This is a genomic window from Halobacillus litoralis, from assembly GCF_020524085.2.
Classification (GTDB): Bacteria; Bacillota; Bacilli; order Bacillales; family Halobacillaceae; genus Halobacillus; species Halobacillus litoralis_E.
In genome coordinates this window covers 368,106-386,246 of sequence record NZ_CP129016.1, presented here as the reverse complement: position 1 = coordinate 386,246, position 18,141 = coordinate 368,106, and the positions used below count along the sequence as shown (strand labels likewise).

The following is an 18,141-nucleotide window of genomic DNA, read 5'->3' as shown; positions in this document are numbered from 1 at the left end:
GGATGGGATGATATTGAAAAACTTTATGGATGAGACATTTCTATTGAACAGTGAAACGGCAGAACGTTTGTATAACAATTATGCCAAAGATATGCCAATCATTGATTACCACTGCCACCTTAGTCCAAAAGAGATTTTTGAAAACAAATCTTATAAGACAATTACAGATATTTGGCTCGATGGGGATCATTATAAATGGCGCTTAATGCGGGCAAACGGCATTGATGAAGAGCTGATTACGGGAGATGCAGATCCTTACGATAAGTTTCTGGCCTGGGCTAAAACAGTACCGAAATCGATCGGAAACCCAGTCTATACGTGGACGCATTTAGAGTTACAAAGGTACTTTAATGTGTATAACGCATTGGATGAAGACTCTGCACCTGAAATTTGGGAGAGGGTCAATGAACAGTTGAATCAGAAGGATTTTGGCGTACAGGATTTGATTAAAGCTTCCAATGTCGAAGTCATTTGTACGACGGACGATCCGGTTGATGACTTGCGATATCACAAGAAGCTGAAGGATTCGGATTTTGAAACGGTGGTACTGCCAAGTTTCCGGCCGGATAAAGGACTGGAATTGAACCGTGACGGCTACCAAGGATGGCTGAGTCAGTTAGAAGAGGCCACCCAGGTTTCCATTGATACGTATGAAGATTTCCTTGCTGCCCTAGATGATAGGGTCAGGTACTTTCATGAGGTTGGCGGAAGGGTTTCCGATCATGCCCTCGATGAAGTCGTGTATGAAGATGCAACGGTGGAAGAGGCCTCAGATATTTTTATAAAAGCGAAGAACGGTGAAAACGTCAGTCATGCAGAGGAAGCGAAATACAAATCCTATACGCTTAATTATTTAGGCAAACTTTATTGTAAACATGGATGGGTGATGCAATACCATATCAGTGCGCAGCGGAACAATAATTCGAGAATGTTCAAACGTTTAGGTGCGGACACAGGTTTTGACAGCATGAATGATGGACAGATTGCAAAGCCACTCTGCAAGCTATTGGACTCATTGGAGAAGCAGTCCTCCTTACCTAAGACCGTTTTGTATTCTCTGAACCCGAAAGATAACCCTGTCCTCGCTACGATTGCCGGAAGTTTCCAAGAAGGCGGAGTGCCAGGGGAAAATGCAATTTGGCACGGCCTGGTGGTTCAACGATACAAAGGAAGGAATGCTCTCACAAATGAAAACGCTTGCAGATATGGGGATGCTCAGTCAGTTTATCGGAATGCTGACAGATTCAAGAAGCTTCCTTTCCTACACACGTCATGAATATTTCCGACGTATCCTTTGTGACTTGCTGGCCACATGGGTGGAAAACGGTGAAGTCCCGAATGATGATGAGTTACTTGAGCCGATCATCAAGGATATTTCTTACCGGAACGCAGCGAATTATATTGGCATCAAGACCCCAACCCAAAGCCTGGAGGTGTAAGAGTGAAAGAATCAACTTTGGAAAGTATCTTAAAGATCAATGAACAGGACAACGTCGCAGTCGCACTAAAAGATTTAACAGCTGGAACAGAAGTTGAGGTGGATGGGAAGAAGATCACCTTGAGTTCTGATATCCCAAGAGGACACAAGATCGCCTTGTTGTCCATGAGTGAAGGAACCGATGTCATGAAGTATGGATTTCCGATCGGCCATTTGAAGACCGCAGTGAGGGAAGGAGACTGGATTCATACGGAAAACACGAAAACCAACCTCGACGGTGTCCAGGAATACCAATACGAACCGAAGTTTGCAGAAAATCCTTATCCAAAAGAAAACCTGACATTCAAAGGGTTCAAGCGTGCGGATGGACGTGTAGGAATACGGAATGAACTATGGATCGTTCCGACGGTCGGATGTGTGAATGGAATCGCTGAACAGATCATTAAAATCTTCCAATCCGAAGTAGGAGATATCGCGCCTTTTGACAACATTCAAGTCCTTAAACATAACTATGGATGCTCCCAACTTGGAGATGATCACGTGAATACAAGGACGATTCTCGGGAATGCGGTCAAACACCCTAATTCCGGAGGAGTGCTCGTGTTAGGACTGGGTTGTGAGAATAATAATGTGGATGAATTCAGAGAGTCGCTCGGGGATTACGATGAGGACAGAATCAAGTTTCTGACTTCTCAGGATGTTTCCGATGAAATTGAAGAAGGGGTCAATTACCTGCACAAAATCTATCAGGCAGCTAAGGATGATGTGAGAGAAGAAGTTCCTCTCTCCGAATTGAAAATCGGCTTGAAGTGTGGGGGTTCTGATGGGTTCTCAGGAATTACCGCAAACCCCCTTCTTGGTAGGATATCGGATTATATTGCTGCGCAAGGCGGGACGACGGTCTTGACGGAAGTGCCTGAGATGTTCGGGGCAGAAAAAATACTCATGGAACGAGCAGTCAAAGAAGAAGTCTTTCATAAAACGGTAGATTTAATCAATGATTTTAAACAATATTTCATTACGCATGACCAACCAATCTATGAAAATCCATCCCCGGGAAACAAAGACGGGGGCATAACGACACTTGAGGATAAATCACTGGGCTGTACTCAAAAAGCGGGAACTTCTGCTGTCATGGACGTGTTGAAGTATGGGGAGCCACTAAAAACGAAAGGGCTTAATCTGCTGTCTTCTCCAGGCAATGATCTAGTAGCATCGACAGCACTTGCTGCTGCCGGTTGTCAGGTCGTCTTGTTTACAACAGGAAGAGGAACGCCTTTCGGATCTTTCGTACCTACCATGAAAATTTCAACGAACACCCCATTATATGAAAAGAAAAAACACTGGATCGATTTCAATGCAGGAAGCTTACTGGAAGGGGCACCTCCAGAACAAGTACTGGAGGACTTCCGTGACTACATCATCAAGGTTGCTAGCGGTAAACTCGTCAACAACGAAAAAAATGATTTCAGGGAAATCGCCATTTTTAAATCAGGAGTAACTCTTTGAATGAGGAGGAAAAGAGATGAGTCCAAGCATACTGGAACAGTTAGAAGAAGATAAAATCATAGCCATCATACGGGGTATCCCTGCTGGTACAGGTGAAAAAGTAGCCAAAGCTTTGTACGATGGCGGCATTCGTTTCCTTGAAGTCACCCTTGATACAGAGGGGGCTTTGGAAATGATTAGAAGCCTGAGAGGAATTTATGATGAAAACTTGAAAATTGGAGCAGGAACGGTACTAAATGTAAAGGATGCAGAAACGGCTCTTGAGGCGGGAGCTGAATACATCGTTTCTCCTCATTTTGATGAAGAAATCGTGACTTATTGTTTATCCAAAGGTGTAACTGTTTTACCTGGGACGATGACTCCGACGGAAATGGTCAGAGCTACCAACCTCGGAGCACCGGCTGTCAAAGTATTTCCTGCCGGTGCGCTCGGTGTGAAGTATATCAAAGATGTCCGTGGACCACTCGGCCATATCTCGATGATCGCTACAGGTGGAGTGAACCTTGAGAATATCGAAGAAGTCCTTCAATACGGTGTCAAAGCGGTTGGACTTGGAGGGAATCTTGTCGATAAGGCATCTGTATCTGAAGGGAAGTATGAAGAAATTACGAAGAGAGCAAAATCGTACGTGTCAAAAATTGAAGGGGGTGTCGTTCATGGCTGATATTGTCACGATTGGGGAGAGCATGGTTCTTTTTCAACCTTACACAGGCGGAGGAATTAAATATACACCTCTTCTCACTAAATCAGTAGGCGGAGCTGAATCCAATCTTGCGTTCGGTCTTACAAAGCTTGGAAGAAAGGTGAGGTGGGTCAGCCGTGTAGGAAACGACCCTTTCGGTGAATTGATTCTAGCCACGTTGGCTGGGGAAGGCGTGGATGTCACGCATGCAGTCAAAGACCCCGATCATCCGACCGCTCTTTATTTCAAAGAAGCAAAAGTCCCTAGTGATCCAAGTGTCTATTACTATCGTCAGCAATCAGCGGCAAGCCGCTTTTCCTCTGACCACATCCGCTCGGAATGGTTTAAAGATGCCCGTCACCTGCATGTGACAGGAATTACACCCGCGTTAGGGGAAGAGACTGCGGCATTTACGAAGGAAGCAATGATACAAGCACGGGAACAAGGACTCACCGTTTCATTCGACCCTAATTTAAGAAGGAAGCTGTGGGATGATCATACAGCGAGGAAGGTCTTGCTTGATTTGATACCATATTGTGATGTGTTTTTACCAGGCATAGAAGAGGCGGAATTTTTACTTGGAGAGAAGTCGTCAGCCGCTTACGGAGAAGAATTTTTAAACATGGGACCATCCGTTGTAGCAATGAAGTTAGGAGAAGAGGGTTCGATCGGATTTACCAATGGACATGTTTTCGAAGCTCCGGGCCACACCGTTAAACAGGTGGTTGATACTGTTGGAGCAGGTGACGCTTTTGCCGCAGGATTGCTTGATTCTTTGTTGGAGGAGAAGTCTCTTTTCGATAAAGAAACCATTGTGAGGACACTTCCTCAGGCGTTGGAACAAGCCAATATTACAGGTGCACTAGCAACACAATTCTCAGGCGATTGGGAAGGAGCACCGACCAAGGAGGAAGTTCGTCAGTACATGAACAATGGAAAAATGGTCACAAGATAGGAGGTACTTTTGATGAGTGTCGGTGTATTGGCTCATTTATTCGGCAAAATGTCGTATCAGGAATTAGCATCTAAAGTAGGAAGCAAAGGTTTCTCCCATGTGCAGCTTGCATTATGGAAAGCGTTCGACAACTATGATTTTAGTAAACCTGGGCTGCTCAGTCCTGGGTTAGCAGAAGATATCAGAGAAGAATTCGGTAAGCATAATGTATCGATTTCTGTGCTTGCCTGCTACCTCCATTTTTTCCATGAAGATGTGGACGTCCGCCGGGAGAACATTGAACGATTCAAAGAACTTATTCGCCACGCGCGTTTTTTTGGAGCTCCGATGGTGGCAGCTGAAGTCGGCAAGATGAATACGAAGGAACTGACAGGTGATGAATGGCTGATTCTGAAAACAGCGCTTGAAGAGCTTGTGGAAGAGGCGGAGAAATGGGGGGTCTACATTGGGATCGAACCGGCAAACGACCACTTGATCGGAACGGCAGCATCGTTGAAGAGAATGCTGGATGAAGTTCCATCACCTCATATCGGTGTCGTTTTAGATCCATGAAACCTCGTGCACGAAGATAATTTCGCTAATCAGGATGAAGTCATCCAAGAAGCTTTTCATTTGTTGGGTTCTCGGATTATTGCCGCCCACGCCAAAGACAGGATACTCAACAATGATGGAGAAATAAAAACCGTTGTTCCTGGAAAAGGGGGGTTGAATTACGAGTTGTATATGACTTTGCTGGAGCAATACAAACCACAGGTGAAGATCATTATGGAAAAAGCTAAGGAGCATCAAATGACAGAAGCGAAAAGTTACATTGAGAAGGTAAGAGAAGAAGCGCGAATGAAAGCATCCATCCACTCTGCTTTGTCCCATTGAGTTTCACCGAAAAATAAGGAGGAATGACATGCAGCACTTTTATAGAAGAAGTTGGGTAGTCATGACGGTTTTGGTCCTTTTATTCTCCGCTTTTCCACCACATGTTTTTGCAGATGCTGGAGCAGGTGAGGAAGAGTGGAGTTTTCGTGCATTCGGTTCAAATACAGGGGAGGATAAAAACCCTGATCCACAATTCAATGAGGATGGATCAGTTACGATCGAGGCAGCAGGTGGGAAAATTGCCAGCAGTGAAGAGGGTCTTTCCTATTATTATAGGAAACTATCCGCAAATTCGAATTTTAAACTGACAACAACGGTTTATGCAGATGCATACAGTCCTGAGAGCCAACGGGCATTCGGATTAATGTTGAGAGATGGTGTCGGTGAGGATGGAGATAGCGGGAAACAAGCTGCTAATTATGTTGCCGTAGGTGCATTGGATGATGCGATGAGAGGTTTCTACAGTGAAGGTGGATTGGAAAAACTGGATGTATTTTCAGATAATGTTGCCCCAGGCCCGGGGGAAGCGTATGAACTGTCGATTCAAAAGTCAGGGGATACATTCAAAGTGACATCTAACGGTCAATCAAAGACACTTTCCATTGATGATTTATTCGAAGAAGAATTGTATCTCGGGGTGTTTGTAGCAAGGAACGGTACGATTACATTCCAGGATACGGACATAGAACAAGCGGCAGATGTAAAAGATCTTGAAATAAACGCAGATGCTATGAAGAAAGAGTACTTAACCGGCGAACATATGCAGTTGGAGGGGCTGGAAGTAAAAGGTATCCATGAGGACGGAAGCGCAATCGCCCTTGAGGAGGGGGATTATATTGTCACCGGTTTTGACAGCACAGAGGCTGGACAAGTCGATTTGATCGTCAGTTACAATGGAATCCAAAAGACGATCCCCTTACAAATCAGGGAACTTCAACTGACCGACATGTCTATCCTTTACTACCCTGCTCAAACGGAATATTACGTCGATGATTTTTTCGATCCAGAAGGGTTGGAAGTAACAGGGGTTTACGAAGATGGATATCTAGAGGAGACATTAACTGAAGATCAGTACACTCTTCTTATAGAAGGAGTGGAAATTGAGGATGGTACACAACTTACCAAAAGCGGGACTCAGACAGTGACCATTCGGTCGAATCAAAATGATGATGTGGCCAGCGAATTTGAGATTGAGGTGAAAGATGAAGACGTCACTGCGTTGAACGTTGTACAGCCACCATCTAAAACGCAGTATTTCTTAGGAGAAGTATTGGACTTAGATGGTTTGTCTGTAGAAGCCACCTATACAGATGGTGAAACTGTTCGAGTCATGAAAGAACACCTGAAAGTGTCTGATCTCGATACGAGTGAAGCGGGTGATAAAGAAGTCGAGCTGAGTTATAAGGAATCAGAAACTTCTTTCACTGTGAATGTCAAAAAAAGGGAGCTTCAGGGCATTGAGGTGACCGAATATCCGAAGACAACCTATGAGACTGGACAAGCGTTTGATGGTTCAGGATTGTCGATATCTAAAGTGTATGACAACGGCGATCAAGAGCTCCTTGATCCAAATATGTACAAAGTGGATGATTCTTCATACAATGCTGATCAACTCGGTGTATATACAATACAAATCATTCCGACTGATAACAGTATCGATTCAATAGACTTCCCAGTAACGGTCAGAAATGCAGAAGAGGTGGATTGGAAGGAGATTCAATTCGGCCAATCCACGGGTGAGGATACAAACTATATAGAAAAAATGGATGATACAGTACGAATCGTCGCAGAGCCGGGAGCCGGGAAGATCACCGGTGACCATGACGGGATTACCTTTTACTATACAGAAATTGATGCAGTAGAAGATAACTTCACCCTTTCAGCGGATATCAAAGTGAATGAATACGCGAAAACACCGAATCATGATGGCAAGGAGTCTTTTGGCATCATGGCACGAGACGCGATTGGGGAAAATGACAATTCCAGTGTTTTTGCCTCAAACATCGCTGCCATTGGAGGTTTTAGTGGTGGAACACGTGAAGACAACGCCACTCAACTTTTCATTCGTACAGGGGTGAATTCCCCGGATGGTGCCGGCAGTCAAGGTATCCAAAAAGTGATGCTCGAAAATGAAAAGCCTGGTCCGGTCAATACACACCCTGAACAGGAATACCGCCTGACACTTTCTAAAACGAACAGTGGCTATACAGGACAGTTGAATGATGGGGAAGAAGCCATTTTCTTTGATCCTGATCTATTGAATGTCCAAGATTCAAAGGTTTATGTTGGGTTTTATACCGCGCGTTTAGCAGATATTGAAGTAAGCAACATCGATTATTCGGTGACAGCAGCGGAAACAGATCCTCCTAAGGTGGAAGCACCGGAAGAACCTGTCGAGCCGGAGTTTACAGTAGAATCAAGAGACAAAACTTCTGAAGAAACGTATGAGTTGCTTCTCGAGTCCAATGTAGATGGAGAAGTAAGTGTAAAACAAGGGAATGAAGTCATTTCCAAAAATGAAACCATCACAGCTGGTGAAAGGTTATCTATTGAAACGGACATAGAAACGAATGCGGCTACGAACTTCAGCCTGACGTTTTTACCAGACGACACACAATTCCTGACTGATTATGAGCGACAGGTTCAGAACTTTACAGTTATGAATCGGACGTTCAGAGATGGAGAAACCATTCATGTCACTGCGGACGGAACGAATGTTGGGGATGGAACAGTGGAAAAACCCCTTGATCTCGATACTGCCGTAGAATACGTACAACCTGGGCAGAAGATTATCCTGGCAGACGGAAATTACGTCAGGGATTCCAAACTTGAAATTTCCAAATACAATGATGGTACAGAGGCTCAAATGAAATATTTGCTAGCAGCGGATGGAGCCCGACCGGTCATCGATTTTGATAAAAAATCGGAAGGTGTCGTGCTTAGTGGCAACTACTGGTATGTGAAAGGAATTGATGTAGCTAGATCAGCTGGAAATACGAAAGGCTTTGTCGTTGGTGGTAGTCATAACATTGTCGAAGCCAGTCGTTTTTATGGGAACGGGGATACAGGCCTTCAAATCAGCCGGACGGACAGTGAAGCAGCTAAAGAGGAATGGCCTTCAGATAACTTAATTTTAAACAGTGAATCGTTCGATAACCGTGACCCGTCTGATAACAATGCTGATGGTTTTGCAGCGAAACTTACGTCTGGAGAAGGCAACATATTCAGGGGGTGTGTCGCTCATCACAACATCGATGATGGATGGGATCTTTACACGAAAGCAGGCACAGGAGCAATTGGTGCTGTGCTTATAGAAGATAGTATTGCTTATGAAAATGGAATACTCACTGACGGCACGGTCGGTGACGGAGACAAAAATGGATTCAAGCTTGGTGGAGAAGGAATCCATGTTCCTCATGTATTAAGAGGGAGCCTTGCTTTCGATAATGGTGCGGATGGAATCACAAGTAACAGCAACCCTGGTGTGATTGTAGAGAACTCTACATCATTCAGCAACAGCGGGCGTAATGTATCTTTAACCACATACGCGAACATCGAAGAAGACTTCATCGTTGATGGGCTGATTTCTTATCACCAAGGGGCGGCTTCAGCGGATCAATACCCTGAAGAAAATGAAGCAGACAACAATTTCTTCTTCGATGGTGAAGTCAGTAAAAATAAATCAGGTGTAGTGCTTGATGAGAGCAACTTCAAGAGTTTGACACCTACTCTTCCTTTTGAAAGGAATGAAGATGGTACTTTGGTCAGAGGAGATTTACTGGAGTTCGAGTTGACGGCATCAGCAGATTGGACGCCTCCTGTTATTAAAAAACATAAAGGCAAAGGTACAAAGAATGGGAAGGGACCGAAAGCAACGGTCTATATCAGCATTCAGGAAGGGTTTGCTGTAGAAAACATCGACCTGGACTCGATCGAAGTGAACGGTGTATTGCAGCCATTGGACAAGCAGAAGAAAAAGGTGATCGCAGATTTTGATAAGGACGGTGAAAAGGAATACCGCATTGATTTTTCAAGAAATGAGCTTGCTTCCATTCTTAAGAAAGGTGAGCAGGAAGTTGTGTTGAGCGGTACATTAACATCTGGATTGCTATTCTCTGCAAAAAGTAAAATCCTTGTGAAATAAGAGAAAGAAGAGGGGAATCCCTCTTCTTCTTTTTCTATGATTAGAGGATTTTTTTAATAAGAAGAAAGAAGGTATGACATTGAAGGCATCAGAAGGGCATTTGTCGTATAGACAGCTCAGTAGTTTTTTTATCCCTTTAGGTTTTTCCGCAAGTTTGACGTCTATTACCCATGTAATTATCAATGGGACGCTCAGCCGAGGAGAAAATGCAGCCTTCATTATTGCATGTTATGCCGTTGCATTCGCCTTGTTCGGAATTATCGAACGTCCCATCATCGTGTTCAGACAGACATGCTCTGCACTAGTAAAGGATGTACATTCGTTCAAAGTTCTCTCTCTGTTCATGGTCATTCCTATGGTCTTGATTATCGGTTTCAGTATGACGATGGCTTTTACATCCTTTGGAGATTGGGTGTATATGAATCTCTTCAATGCCGATGCCAATATGGTTAATACGATTTCTGATACGTTTGCGATCATTTTATTTGTGATCATTTTTTCTGGTGTTCGAGGACTCTATCAGGGTGTGATCATCAACCATCTGGAGACGAAGTGGTTGACGATCATGGTTGTCATCCGCTTGATTATCATGCTTTTAGTCGCCTATTCGTTTGTCTACTTTGACTATATAACGAGTTTGAGTGGGGCGATTTTATTTCTTGTCGGAATGTCTATTGAATGTGCCATCAGTGTTTGGAAGGGGCATGGAATTCTAAAACTTTCATACCGGAAAAAAAGTAAGGATTTACGAAATGGAGAGATTGCAAAGTTTTATGTACCTCTTGTCTTTTATTTTGTGATTCAAACGGTTTTAGTGCCAGTCATCTATGTTTTTCTAGCGAAAACGAACAATATTGAAATGGGAATTGCTTCTTTTGCACTCGCCTTCAGTATTACACAAATGCTTCTGAGCTTTTTTATGTACACCCATCAGCTTGTTCTGCAACTTTATGAAGTGAACAGGCAAAAAGTCATCCGCTTCATCATCTATATTAGCCTTCTTCCTACGCTTGCGCTGGTCCTTTTGTGTTATACACCTGCGGGCACGTGGTTTATGGGAGAAGTTATGGGGGCAAATGAAGAATTGGCTCAAACCACGATTGTCGTATTGAAGTTTTTTATTATAAAAACACTGGTCTTTCCTTGGGTGGATTTTTTGAATGGTTATCTGATGCTTTATAGAAAGACAAAGCGGATGGCCATTGCCCAAATCCTTAATCTCATCACAGTCATCGTGACCGTCTCTTTACTTGTAACCTTCTTTCCTTCCTGGAACGGGGTGAACGGTTCAATAGCTACTTCGCTTGGGGAGTTGGTCGCTCTTGTCATTGTTTTGACAGTTGTTCTCCGGATGATGGGAAAAGGGGAAAGGCGTGTGCGACAATCCAATTGATGTAAGGATTTTACATTTATATTTTTCTGAATTGTGATATAATTCGAGTTAAAAAACGAGAGGGGGACGAATGTGAAACCATTTTACAGCAACTATAGAATTAAAAACAAAATATTTTCCGTCTCCCTTTTGTTATTGATGATTTTCGGATTGTTAGGCCTTGTCACCTTTCAATATTTCACTTCGTTGTATGAAAAAAGAATTTATAAAGAATCCGCAGATATGCTTCAATTATCTTCGTCTATTGTTGATAAGGAACTGAACTTGATTGAAGAACTTTCATTTCAAGTTAGTACGGACACGTTCGTTCAAAATTACTTGAAAAAAATCAATGAAAATCGTTTTACTTTCGAGTCTTATGATACGAAAACAAGATTGCTGGAACGATTGCTACACTATGCATCCACTAGGAAATACATAGCCTCGATGCAGATCATTGATTCTCATGGGGATAAACATACGACAGGGTTTGATACGTCGCTTGAAAATGATGAAGGGAAAATCAGAAGAGTGTTGTCCGAAACGAATGGGTCGAACGTTTGGACGAAGATAGATGGGGAAAACGGAATCTCTGCTGCAAGAACAATCCGAAGCAAAGAGAACCTCAGCCTCAATAATATTGGTACCCTGATCATTTCGATTGATATGGATAAGTTTGTCGAGGAAACACTCAATTTTTCTCCTGAAAATAAGGAAATGATTATCACAAGTAATCATGAAATCTTTTATCAAAGTGATGAGAGTAATTGGGAAATGAATGACTTTGCGGTTGAAGGAAATGGTAGCGGTTACATGACTACTCCGATAAACGGGAAGGAATACCTCTTGACTTACGCACACTCCGGATTTTCTCAACTGACTTATCATCATCTCCTTCCCTATGATGACGTAAAAAAACAAACGACAGCCATAAAAATTATTATGATTATCTGCTTTGTTCTTATGCTGTCGCTGACCATCTTATTAAGCCAACGTGCGGCCAAAAATATCTCGAAGCCCCTCGAAGCATTGTCTTCGCAAATGAAAAGAGTAGAGGAGGGAGATTTTAGTGAATCTCTTACAAACAAATATCACAATGATGAAGTAGGAGAACTTCATGACAATTTCCAGTTGATGCTCAATCGAATTAATGAACTAATCAAAGAAAATTATACGAAGCAGCTAATGATTCAAGAAACAGAGTACAAAGCGCTGCAGGCGCAAATCAACCCTCACTTTTTATACAATACGCTAGACTCCATTAACTGGCTGGCGAAAATGCATAAGCAGGAGAAAATATCGGTCATGGCGGATGCTCTTGGCAATATGATGCGCAATATCATTAGCAAGAAGGATCCGACGATTACAATCAAAGAAGAGTTGGAAATTGTAAGAAACTACATCACCATCCAAAAATACAGGTATGATCACAGGTTGAATTTCACTCTTTCAATTTTAGAGAACTATGAAATGGGTAAAATCCCTAAACTTTCTATACAGCCCATCGTCGAAAACGCTATCCAACACGGGTTGGAAGAAATGATTGATGAGTGCCGCATTCATTTGGACATATCTGAAAACGAGGGGGGACTTAGTAATTAATGTGAGTGACAATGGTCCTGGAATTGATAAGAGTCTCCTCAATGATATATATCAAGGAGAAATACGATCGAAGAGCTCAGGTATCGGTCTGAATAATATTAATGAACGGATCAAAATGATGTTTGGTGAAGAATATGGGATTACGATTGAGAGTGAAGTTGGGAGAGGAACAACAGTCAGCATTCGATTACCTTATATAACGGGGTGAGGGAAAGTGTACAAAGTTCTACTGGTCGATGATGAAATCAATATACTGGAAGGGATCGCCATGATTGTTGATTGGGAGGGCTGTGGCACAAAGTTGGCATCAAAAGCCCGCCATGGTCAAATGGCTTTCGATATCATCATGGAGCAAAAGCCGGATATCGTCATTACGGATATTAAAATGCCAGGACTCAATGGAGTACAGTTAATCAGGAAAGTCCACGAAACATATCCTGATATTCGGTTTATTGTGTTGTCAGGTCATGATGAGTTTGAATTTGCCAAAACGGCTATGGAGTGTAACGTCAAACATTACCTTTTAAAGCCGAGCAACGAACAAAAAATTGAAAAAGCTTTAAAAGAAGTAGTGGCGGACCTGAATGAAAAAGAAGAGAAAGAAGCCTTTCTCGAGAGTATGCAGGATCATTTGAAAAAAGTCATGCCGAAAGCAAAGGAACAGTTCTTGAAAGAGTTTATTACGAACAAAAAGTACGGAGTTCAAGATTGGGAGTATTATAGCCGTATTTTTGAAATAGATACGAATTCGAAAGAGTTTTACCTTGTTGTGATAGAGATGGACCCTCCCTATGAGTACGAACATGTCCTTGCCTTGAAAAAAGTGATGGTCGAAGAGGTTGGAGAGGAACACATTCCACTGGAGACCACGGTCGGAGATAAGATTGTCATTTTGGTCGAATGGAAGTCCCGGGACAAGATTATTGAAAGAATAAAAGCAGCAAAGCAGTCATTTTCTGATTTTTATCCGAAAGAATATACAGTCGCTATCAGTGATTTAGGCAGCATCAGCCAATTGAGGCAGTTGTATAATGACACACTTTACTGTTTGACTCAGCGTTTTTACGTATCGGGTGGAAGCATCATTACGATGCAGGATATTAAGAAAGATCATACAGGTATGGAGGAATTACAATACGATCATGAAAACCTTATCTTTGCTATCCGGAGTGGAAATGAATCGCTTGTCCAACAAAATCTCGAAGAGTTCTTTATGGAAGTATGGCAGGAAAAATATGAAGTAAGTCTATTAAAATCTCATTGCTTGGAATTGTTCATGTCCATCATTCGTCAGGCGGATCGTGAAAGCATGAACGAATATTTTAAGCAGGTTCTCATGTTCCAAGAGTATGATAAGTTCCATGAATTGAAGCACTTCTTAGAGAAGGTGGCTTTTGAGATTGCTCAACACCATTATAATCGAACGAAGCAGACGCAAAGCAACATTATCAATCGCGTCATTAAATACGTGGAAAAAAACTTATCTGATGAGGAACTTACTTTATCATCCATCGCCTCGGATGTTCTTTATATGAACTCAGACTATTTAGGGAAGCTTTTCAAGAAAGAAAAAGGGGAACGGTTCTCAAGTTTTCTCGTTCATAGACGCATGGAAAAAGCTGTCGAACTTATGCAGCAGGAGGAGCAGGTGAAAATATCGAATATAGCAGAGGCCGTAGGGTTTGGAAACAATCCAAGATATTTCGGACAGGTTTTCAAAAAGCATACAGGAATGACTCCCACAAACTATATTCATGAAAAACAAGAGTGAAAAACTTATAGACCATCGTTCTATAAGTTTTTTTATATGATCTGATTTTAGTCACGAAGCCTTTGATTAATAGTTATAAAAGCAAATGACAAGATTGTGTAAGCCTTGATTTCGAGATAACCGGGGTTCGTTTGCTATGTTGAGCGTCAGGGATGGATCGGGGAGCTACTCGCTATCCTGTGGGGAATGGCGAGCTGCCTCGGAATGCGTTCTTTGGGATCTACTGAGTCTTCAAGAATAGGGAGCTTATGTTTAATTGAAAATGAGATGGAATAGGAGAAGAGGTGACAGGATTACTCCTGCTTTTTGTACAAGTCTGTTTTTTCTACATAGATATCTGAAAATTTTATTTAATAGAAATATTATTCGTCTTATGATAGGAACATGCAATAGAAAGCGCTTTCAAATTTTAAGGGGGAGGTCTTTTGAAGTTGATGAAAAAATTTCTGGTTTTCAGTTTAATGGCATTGATGTTAGCAAGTGTTCTGGCCGCCTGTTCGAACTCGGATGAGGCATCCGGGGAAGACAGCAGTGGTAGTGATGTAACGACATTAAGGATGACATGGTGGGGGTCACAAAGCCGACATGACCAAACACAAGAAATTATCAAGGCATTTGAAGAAGAAAATCCAGATATTAAGATCGAAGCAGAATTCACCGGATTCGACGGCTATTTTGAAAAGATGGCAGCCCAAGCATCGGGAAACAACCTTCCTGATATTATGCAGCAAAACTTCGGTGAATACTTGAACCAATATGCCGATAAGGAATTGTTAGCTGACCTCACTCCATTTGTTGAAGATGGATCGATCGATGTGGAAGGTGTAAGCGACACGATCATGGAATCAGGTAAAAAGAATGGCAAGCTTCTAGGTATTCCAACAGGTACCAATGCTCTTACAGCTTTCTATAATAAGGACATGTTGGATGCTGCCGGAGTGGATGTTTCTGACGGTCAATGGACTTGGGAAGATTATGAACAATATACAACATCCATTAGTGAAGCAACTGGAGAGTATGGTGCTCGATTAATGGAACCGAAGAACTTGTTTGAATATTACCTCAGAGAAAAAGGGAAAACGTTATTCAATGAAGACGGTACAGGTCTAGGGTATGAAGATGACCAACTACTTGTGGATTACTTTGAAAGAAATTTGGAGCTTGAAGAAAAAGGTGCTATCCCTAATTACGATACGATTCAGCAAATCAAAGGGGTCGAAGATGAGTTGATTGTACGTGGGGAAGCTGCTTTTGATTTCCGATGGTCCAATCAGGCGACAGCGCTTGATAGCGCAGCGGGCGACAAGCCGATCGGAATGACACTTCTTCCAGGTGAAAACAACAGCCAGGGCATGTACTTGAAGCCTGCCATGCTTTGGTCGATCAGTGAAAATTCTGAGCATAAAGAAGAAGCAGCTCGTTTTATAGACTTCTTTGTAAACAATATAAAAGTGTATGAAATCGGTGGTTCTGACCGTGGTGTACCAATAAAAGAAGAGATCCGCAGCGAACTTTCTGCTGACTTGAGTGAGACGGATCAGAAAGTGTTTGACTACATTGAGATGGTGACGGAAAACAGTTCTCCAATCGACTCTAACTTCCCACCAGAGTCATCTGAAATCTTGGCAGAACTGACGAAGATTGATGAACTCGTTATGTATGGTGAACTTTCTGCTGAAGAAGGAGCCGAACAGTTCAGATCTACTGTTGAAAGGATCATGAGCAGGTAATAACTAGGGAAGATGGTCCTGATCCTCTCCGAATAGGGCCATCTTCTTCTTTATAAAAATAAATCACAAGAGCGGGCGACCGGCCAAGATTCTTCTGTTCAATTTGGTGGGGTCTTGTCAGGTCGTTATCCGCCATGTAAACGATGGATCTCTACTAAACCATTCTATGAAAGTAAAAGAGGTGAGTGCGTTGATTCCTAAGAAAAAAGAAGAAATCCATGAAACGATAGAACCTCAGCACCCGGCGAAAAAGCCTAAAAGGAAGAAAATGAAACCCGTACCACCAAACAAAAAGCTCAATACAGGCAATCAAAACGTCACAGGATACGCGTTTATTTCTCCGTTTCTAATTGGGCTCTTTTCATTGACTCTATTCCCAATTCTCTATTCTTTGTATTTATCTTTTACAGACTTTGATTTAATGGGGACACCCAATTGGATCGGTCTCGACAACTACCAAAGAATGTTCACAGAGGATCCGACGTTCTGGAAGTCTATGAAAGTCACCTTTTTTTATGCAGGGGTAGCCGTTCCTATCCGGTTAGTATTCGCCCTTCTTGTTGCTTTGGCTTTGAATAAAGTGGTGGAAATGGTCGGATTATACCGAACCCTTCTTTATCTTCCATCGGTAGTCGGTGGGAGTATTGCTGTTTCGATTATGTGGCGTCAGTTGTTCGGAAACGATGGGGCTTTTAACTCTATCCTTGCTTCTATTGGGTTACCGACTCACTCGTGGCTTGGGGATCCTGACACAGCCATTTGGACATTAATCGTATTATATGGTTGGCAGTTCGGGTCATCCATGTTGATTTTCCTTGCAGGACTACGAAACATTCCGAAAACATTCTATGAAGCTTCGAGTGTTGATGGGGCAGGACCGATCCGCCAGTTCTTCATCATTACCATTCCATTGTTGACCCCGGTCATTCTGTTCAACACAATCATGCAGGTCATTCAAGGTTTCATGGCCTTTACGCCTAGTTTTGTCGTAACGAACGGTGGTCCAGTGAACAGTACATTATTGTATGTCCTTTATATGTACCAGCGGGCTTTTGAATACTTCGATATGGGTTACGCATCAGCGATGGCATGGGTGATGCTGGTCATCATTGCTATTTTCACAGCTTTGATCTTCAAGAGTTCTGAACATTGGGTTCACTACGAATCGGATGCGAAGTAAAGAAAGGAGCAGGCGTAATGAAGAAAAAGAGAATAACAAAAAAGACTATACAGCATGTGCTGATGGGTAGCTTTGCGTTAATGATGATCTATCCGCTCGTGTGGATGGTCAGCAGTTCATTGAAAAAAAGTGAAAATGTATTCGTAAACTCTCACTCGTTGATTCCGAGTGAATGGCATTTTGCCAACTATATTGACGGCTGGAACGGATTTGCAGGCATTACGTTCGGGACATTTTTTTGGAACTCAACGATTATAACCGTCATAGCGACTGTAGGGAGTATCATTTCCTCGACATTTATCGCTTATGGTTTTGCACGGATTAAATTCGCCGGGAAGAAAATATGGTTCGTTGCGATGATGCTTACGATGATGCTTCCATTCGAAATGGTCATGATTCCTCAATATATCATGTTCAACAAATTCGGATGGATCGATACCTACCTGCCGCTCATTTTGCCGACCTTTTTCGGAATCCCGTTTTTCATATTCCTGATCATGCAGTTCATCCGGACCATTCCTATGGAGCTGGATGAAGCAGCGAAAATCGACGGCTGTAATACGTTCGATATCTTTTTCAGGATCATCGTTCCGCTGATTGTACCGGCTATGATGACTTCAGCAATCTTCTCGTTTTATTGGCGATGGGATGATTTTATGGGACCGCTCATCTATTTGTCCACACCAGAAAAGTACCCGGTTTCCCTTGCATTGAAACTTTTCTCAGACCCGAACTCGGTGACCAACTGGGGAGCGATGTTCGCGATGTCAACATTAAGTATTTTACCGATTTTCATCATTTTCTTTGTCTTCCAACGTTATATAGTAGATGGAATCAGTTCTACGGGTATGAAAGCTTAAATCATATTAAAGGAGAGATTTCCTA

Annotated in this window: 13 protein-coding genes and 1 pseudogene; all 14 read left to right on the top strand. The window is 42.5% G+C overall.

The window, feature by feature from the left end; genetic code table 11:
- The first annotated feature begins 13 nt into the window (after nucleotides 1–13).
- A pseudogene (gene uxaC, locus LC065_RS02020) lies at nucleotides 14–1,439 on the top strand (glucuronate isomerase).
- A gap of 17 nt (nucleotides 1,440–1,456) precedes the next feature.
- A complete protein-coding gene (locus tag LC065_RS02015; protein WP_226594111.1) occupies nucleotides 1,457–2,947 on the top strand; it encodes a UxaA family hydrolase in 1,491 nt (496 codons plus the stop codon).
- Between the two features lie 16 nt (nucleotides 2,948–2,963).
- A complete protein-coding gene (locus LC065_RS02010; protein WP_226593741.1) occupies nucleotides 2,964–3,611 on the top strand; it encodes a bifunctional 4-hydroxy-2-oxoglutarate aldolase/2-dehydro-3-deoxy-phosphogluconate aldolase in 648 nt (215 codons plus the stop codon).
- A complete protein-coding gene (locus LC065_RS02005; protein WP_306163718.1) occupies nucleotides 3,604–4,584 on the top strand; it encodes a sugar kinase in 981 nt (326 codons plus the stop codon). Before LC065_RS02010 ends, LC065_RS02005 begins: the two co-directional genes overlap by 8 nt.
- A 12-nt stretch (nucleotides 4,585–4,596) precedes the next feature.
- Complete coding sequence (locus tag LC065_RS02000) at nucleotides 4,597–5,136, top strand: sugar phosphate isomerase/epimerase family protein (protein WP_306163717.1); 540 nt, start codon at nucleotides 4,597–4,599, stop codon at nucleotides 5,134–5,136.
- Between the two features lie 6 nt (nucleotides 5,137–5,142).
- Nucleotides 5,143–5,457, top strand: a complete 315-nt coding sequence (locus LC065_RS01995) for a hypothetical protein (protein WP_306163716.1) — start codon at nucleotides 5,143–5,145, stop codon at nucleotides 5,455–5,457.
- Nucleotides 5,458–5,485: 28 nt separating this feature from the next.
- Entirely contained in the window at nucleotides 5,486–9,601 is a 4,116-nt protein-coding gene (locus tag LC065_RS01990; RefSeq protein ID WP_306163715.1) for a bacterial Ig-like domain-containing protein, read from the top strand.
- Between the two features lie 73 nt (nucleotides 9,602–9,674).
- Entirely contained in the window at nucleotides 9,675–10,994 is a 1,320-nt protein-coding gene (locus LC065_RS01985) for a multi antimicrobial extrusion protein MatE (RefSeq protein WP_226593748.1), read from the top strand.
- A gap of 72 nt (nucleotides 10,995–11,066) precedes the next feature.
- Nucleotides 11,067–12,575, top strand: a complete 1,509-nt coding sequence (locus LC065_RS01980) for a cache domain-containing sensor histidine kinase (protein ID WP_306163714.1) — start codon at nucleotides 11,067–11,069, stop codon at nucleotides 12,573–12,575.
- Nucleotide 12,576: 1 nt separating this feature from the next.
- Entirely contained in the window at nucleotides 12,577–12,783 is a 207-nt protein-coding gene (locus LC065_RS01975) for a sensor histidine kinase (protein WP_306163713.1), read from the top strand.
- A gap of 6 nt (nucleotides 12,784–12,789) precedes the next feature.
- Complete coding sequence (locus LC065_RS01970) at nucleotides 12,790–14,346, top strand: response regulator transcription factor (RefSeq protein WP_226593752.1); 1,557 nt, start codon at nucleotides 12,790–12,792, stop codon at nucleotides 14,344–14,346.
- Between the two features lie 434 nt (nucleotides 14,347–14,780).
- Entirely contained in the window at nucleotides 14,781–16,076 is a 1,296-nt protein-coding gene (locus LC065_RS01965; RefSeq protein ID WP_226594114.1) for an ABC transporter substrate-binding protein, read from the top strand.
- A gap of 268 nt (nucleotides 16,077–16,344) precedes the next feature.
- Nucleotides 16,345–17,256 (top strand): carbohydrate ABC transporter permease, encoded by a 912-nt coding sequence (locus tag LC065_RS01960; protein WP_226594116.1) that lies wholly within the window; start codon nucleotides 16,345–16,347, stop codon nucleotides 17,254–17,256.
- A gap of 17 nt (nucleotides 17,257–17,273) precedes the next feature.
- Entirely contained in the window at nucleotides 17,274–18,116 is an 843-nt protein-coding gene (locus tag LC065_RS01955; RefSeq protein ID WP_226593754.1) for a carbohydrate ABC transporter permease, read from the top strand.
- Nucleotides 18,117–18,141: the final 25 nt, after the last annotated feature.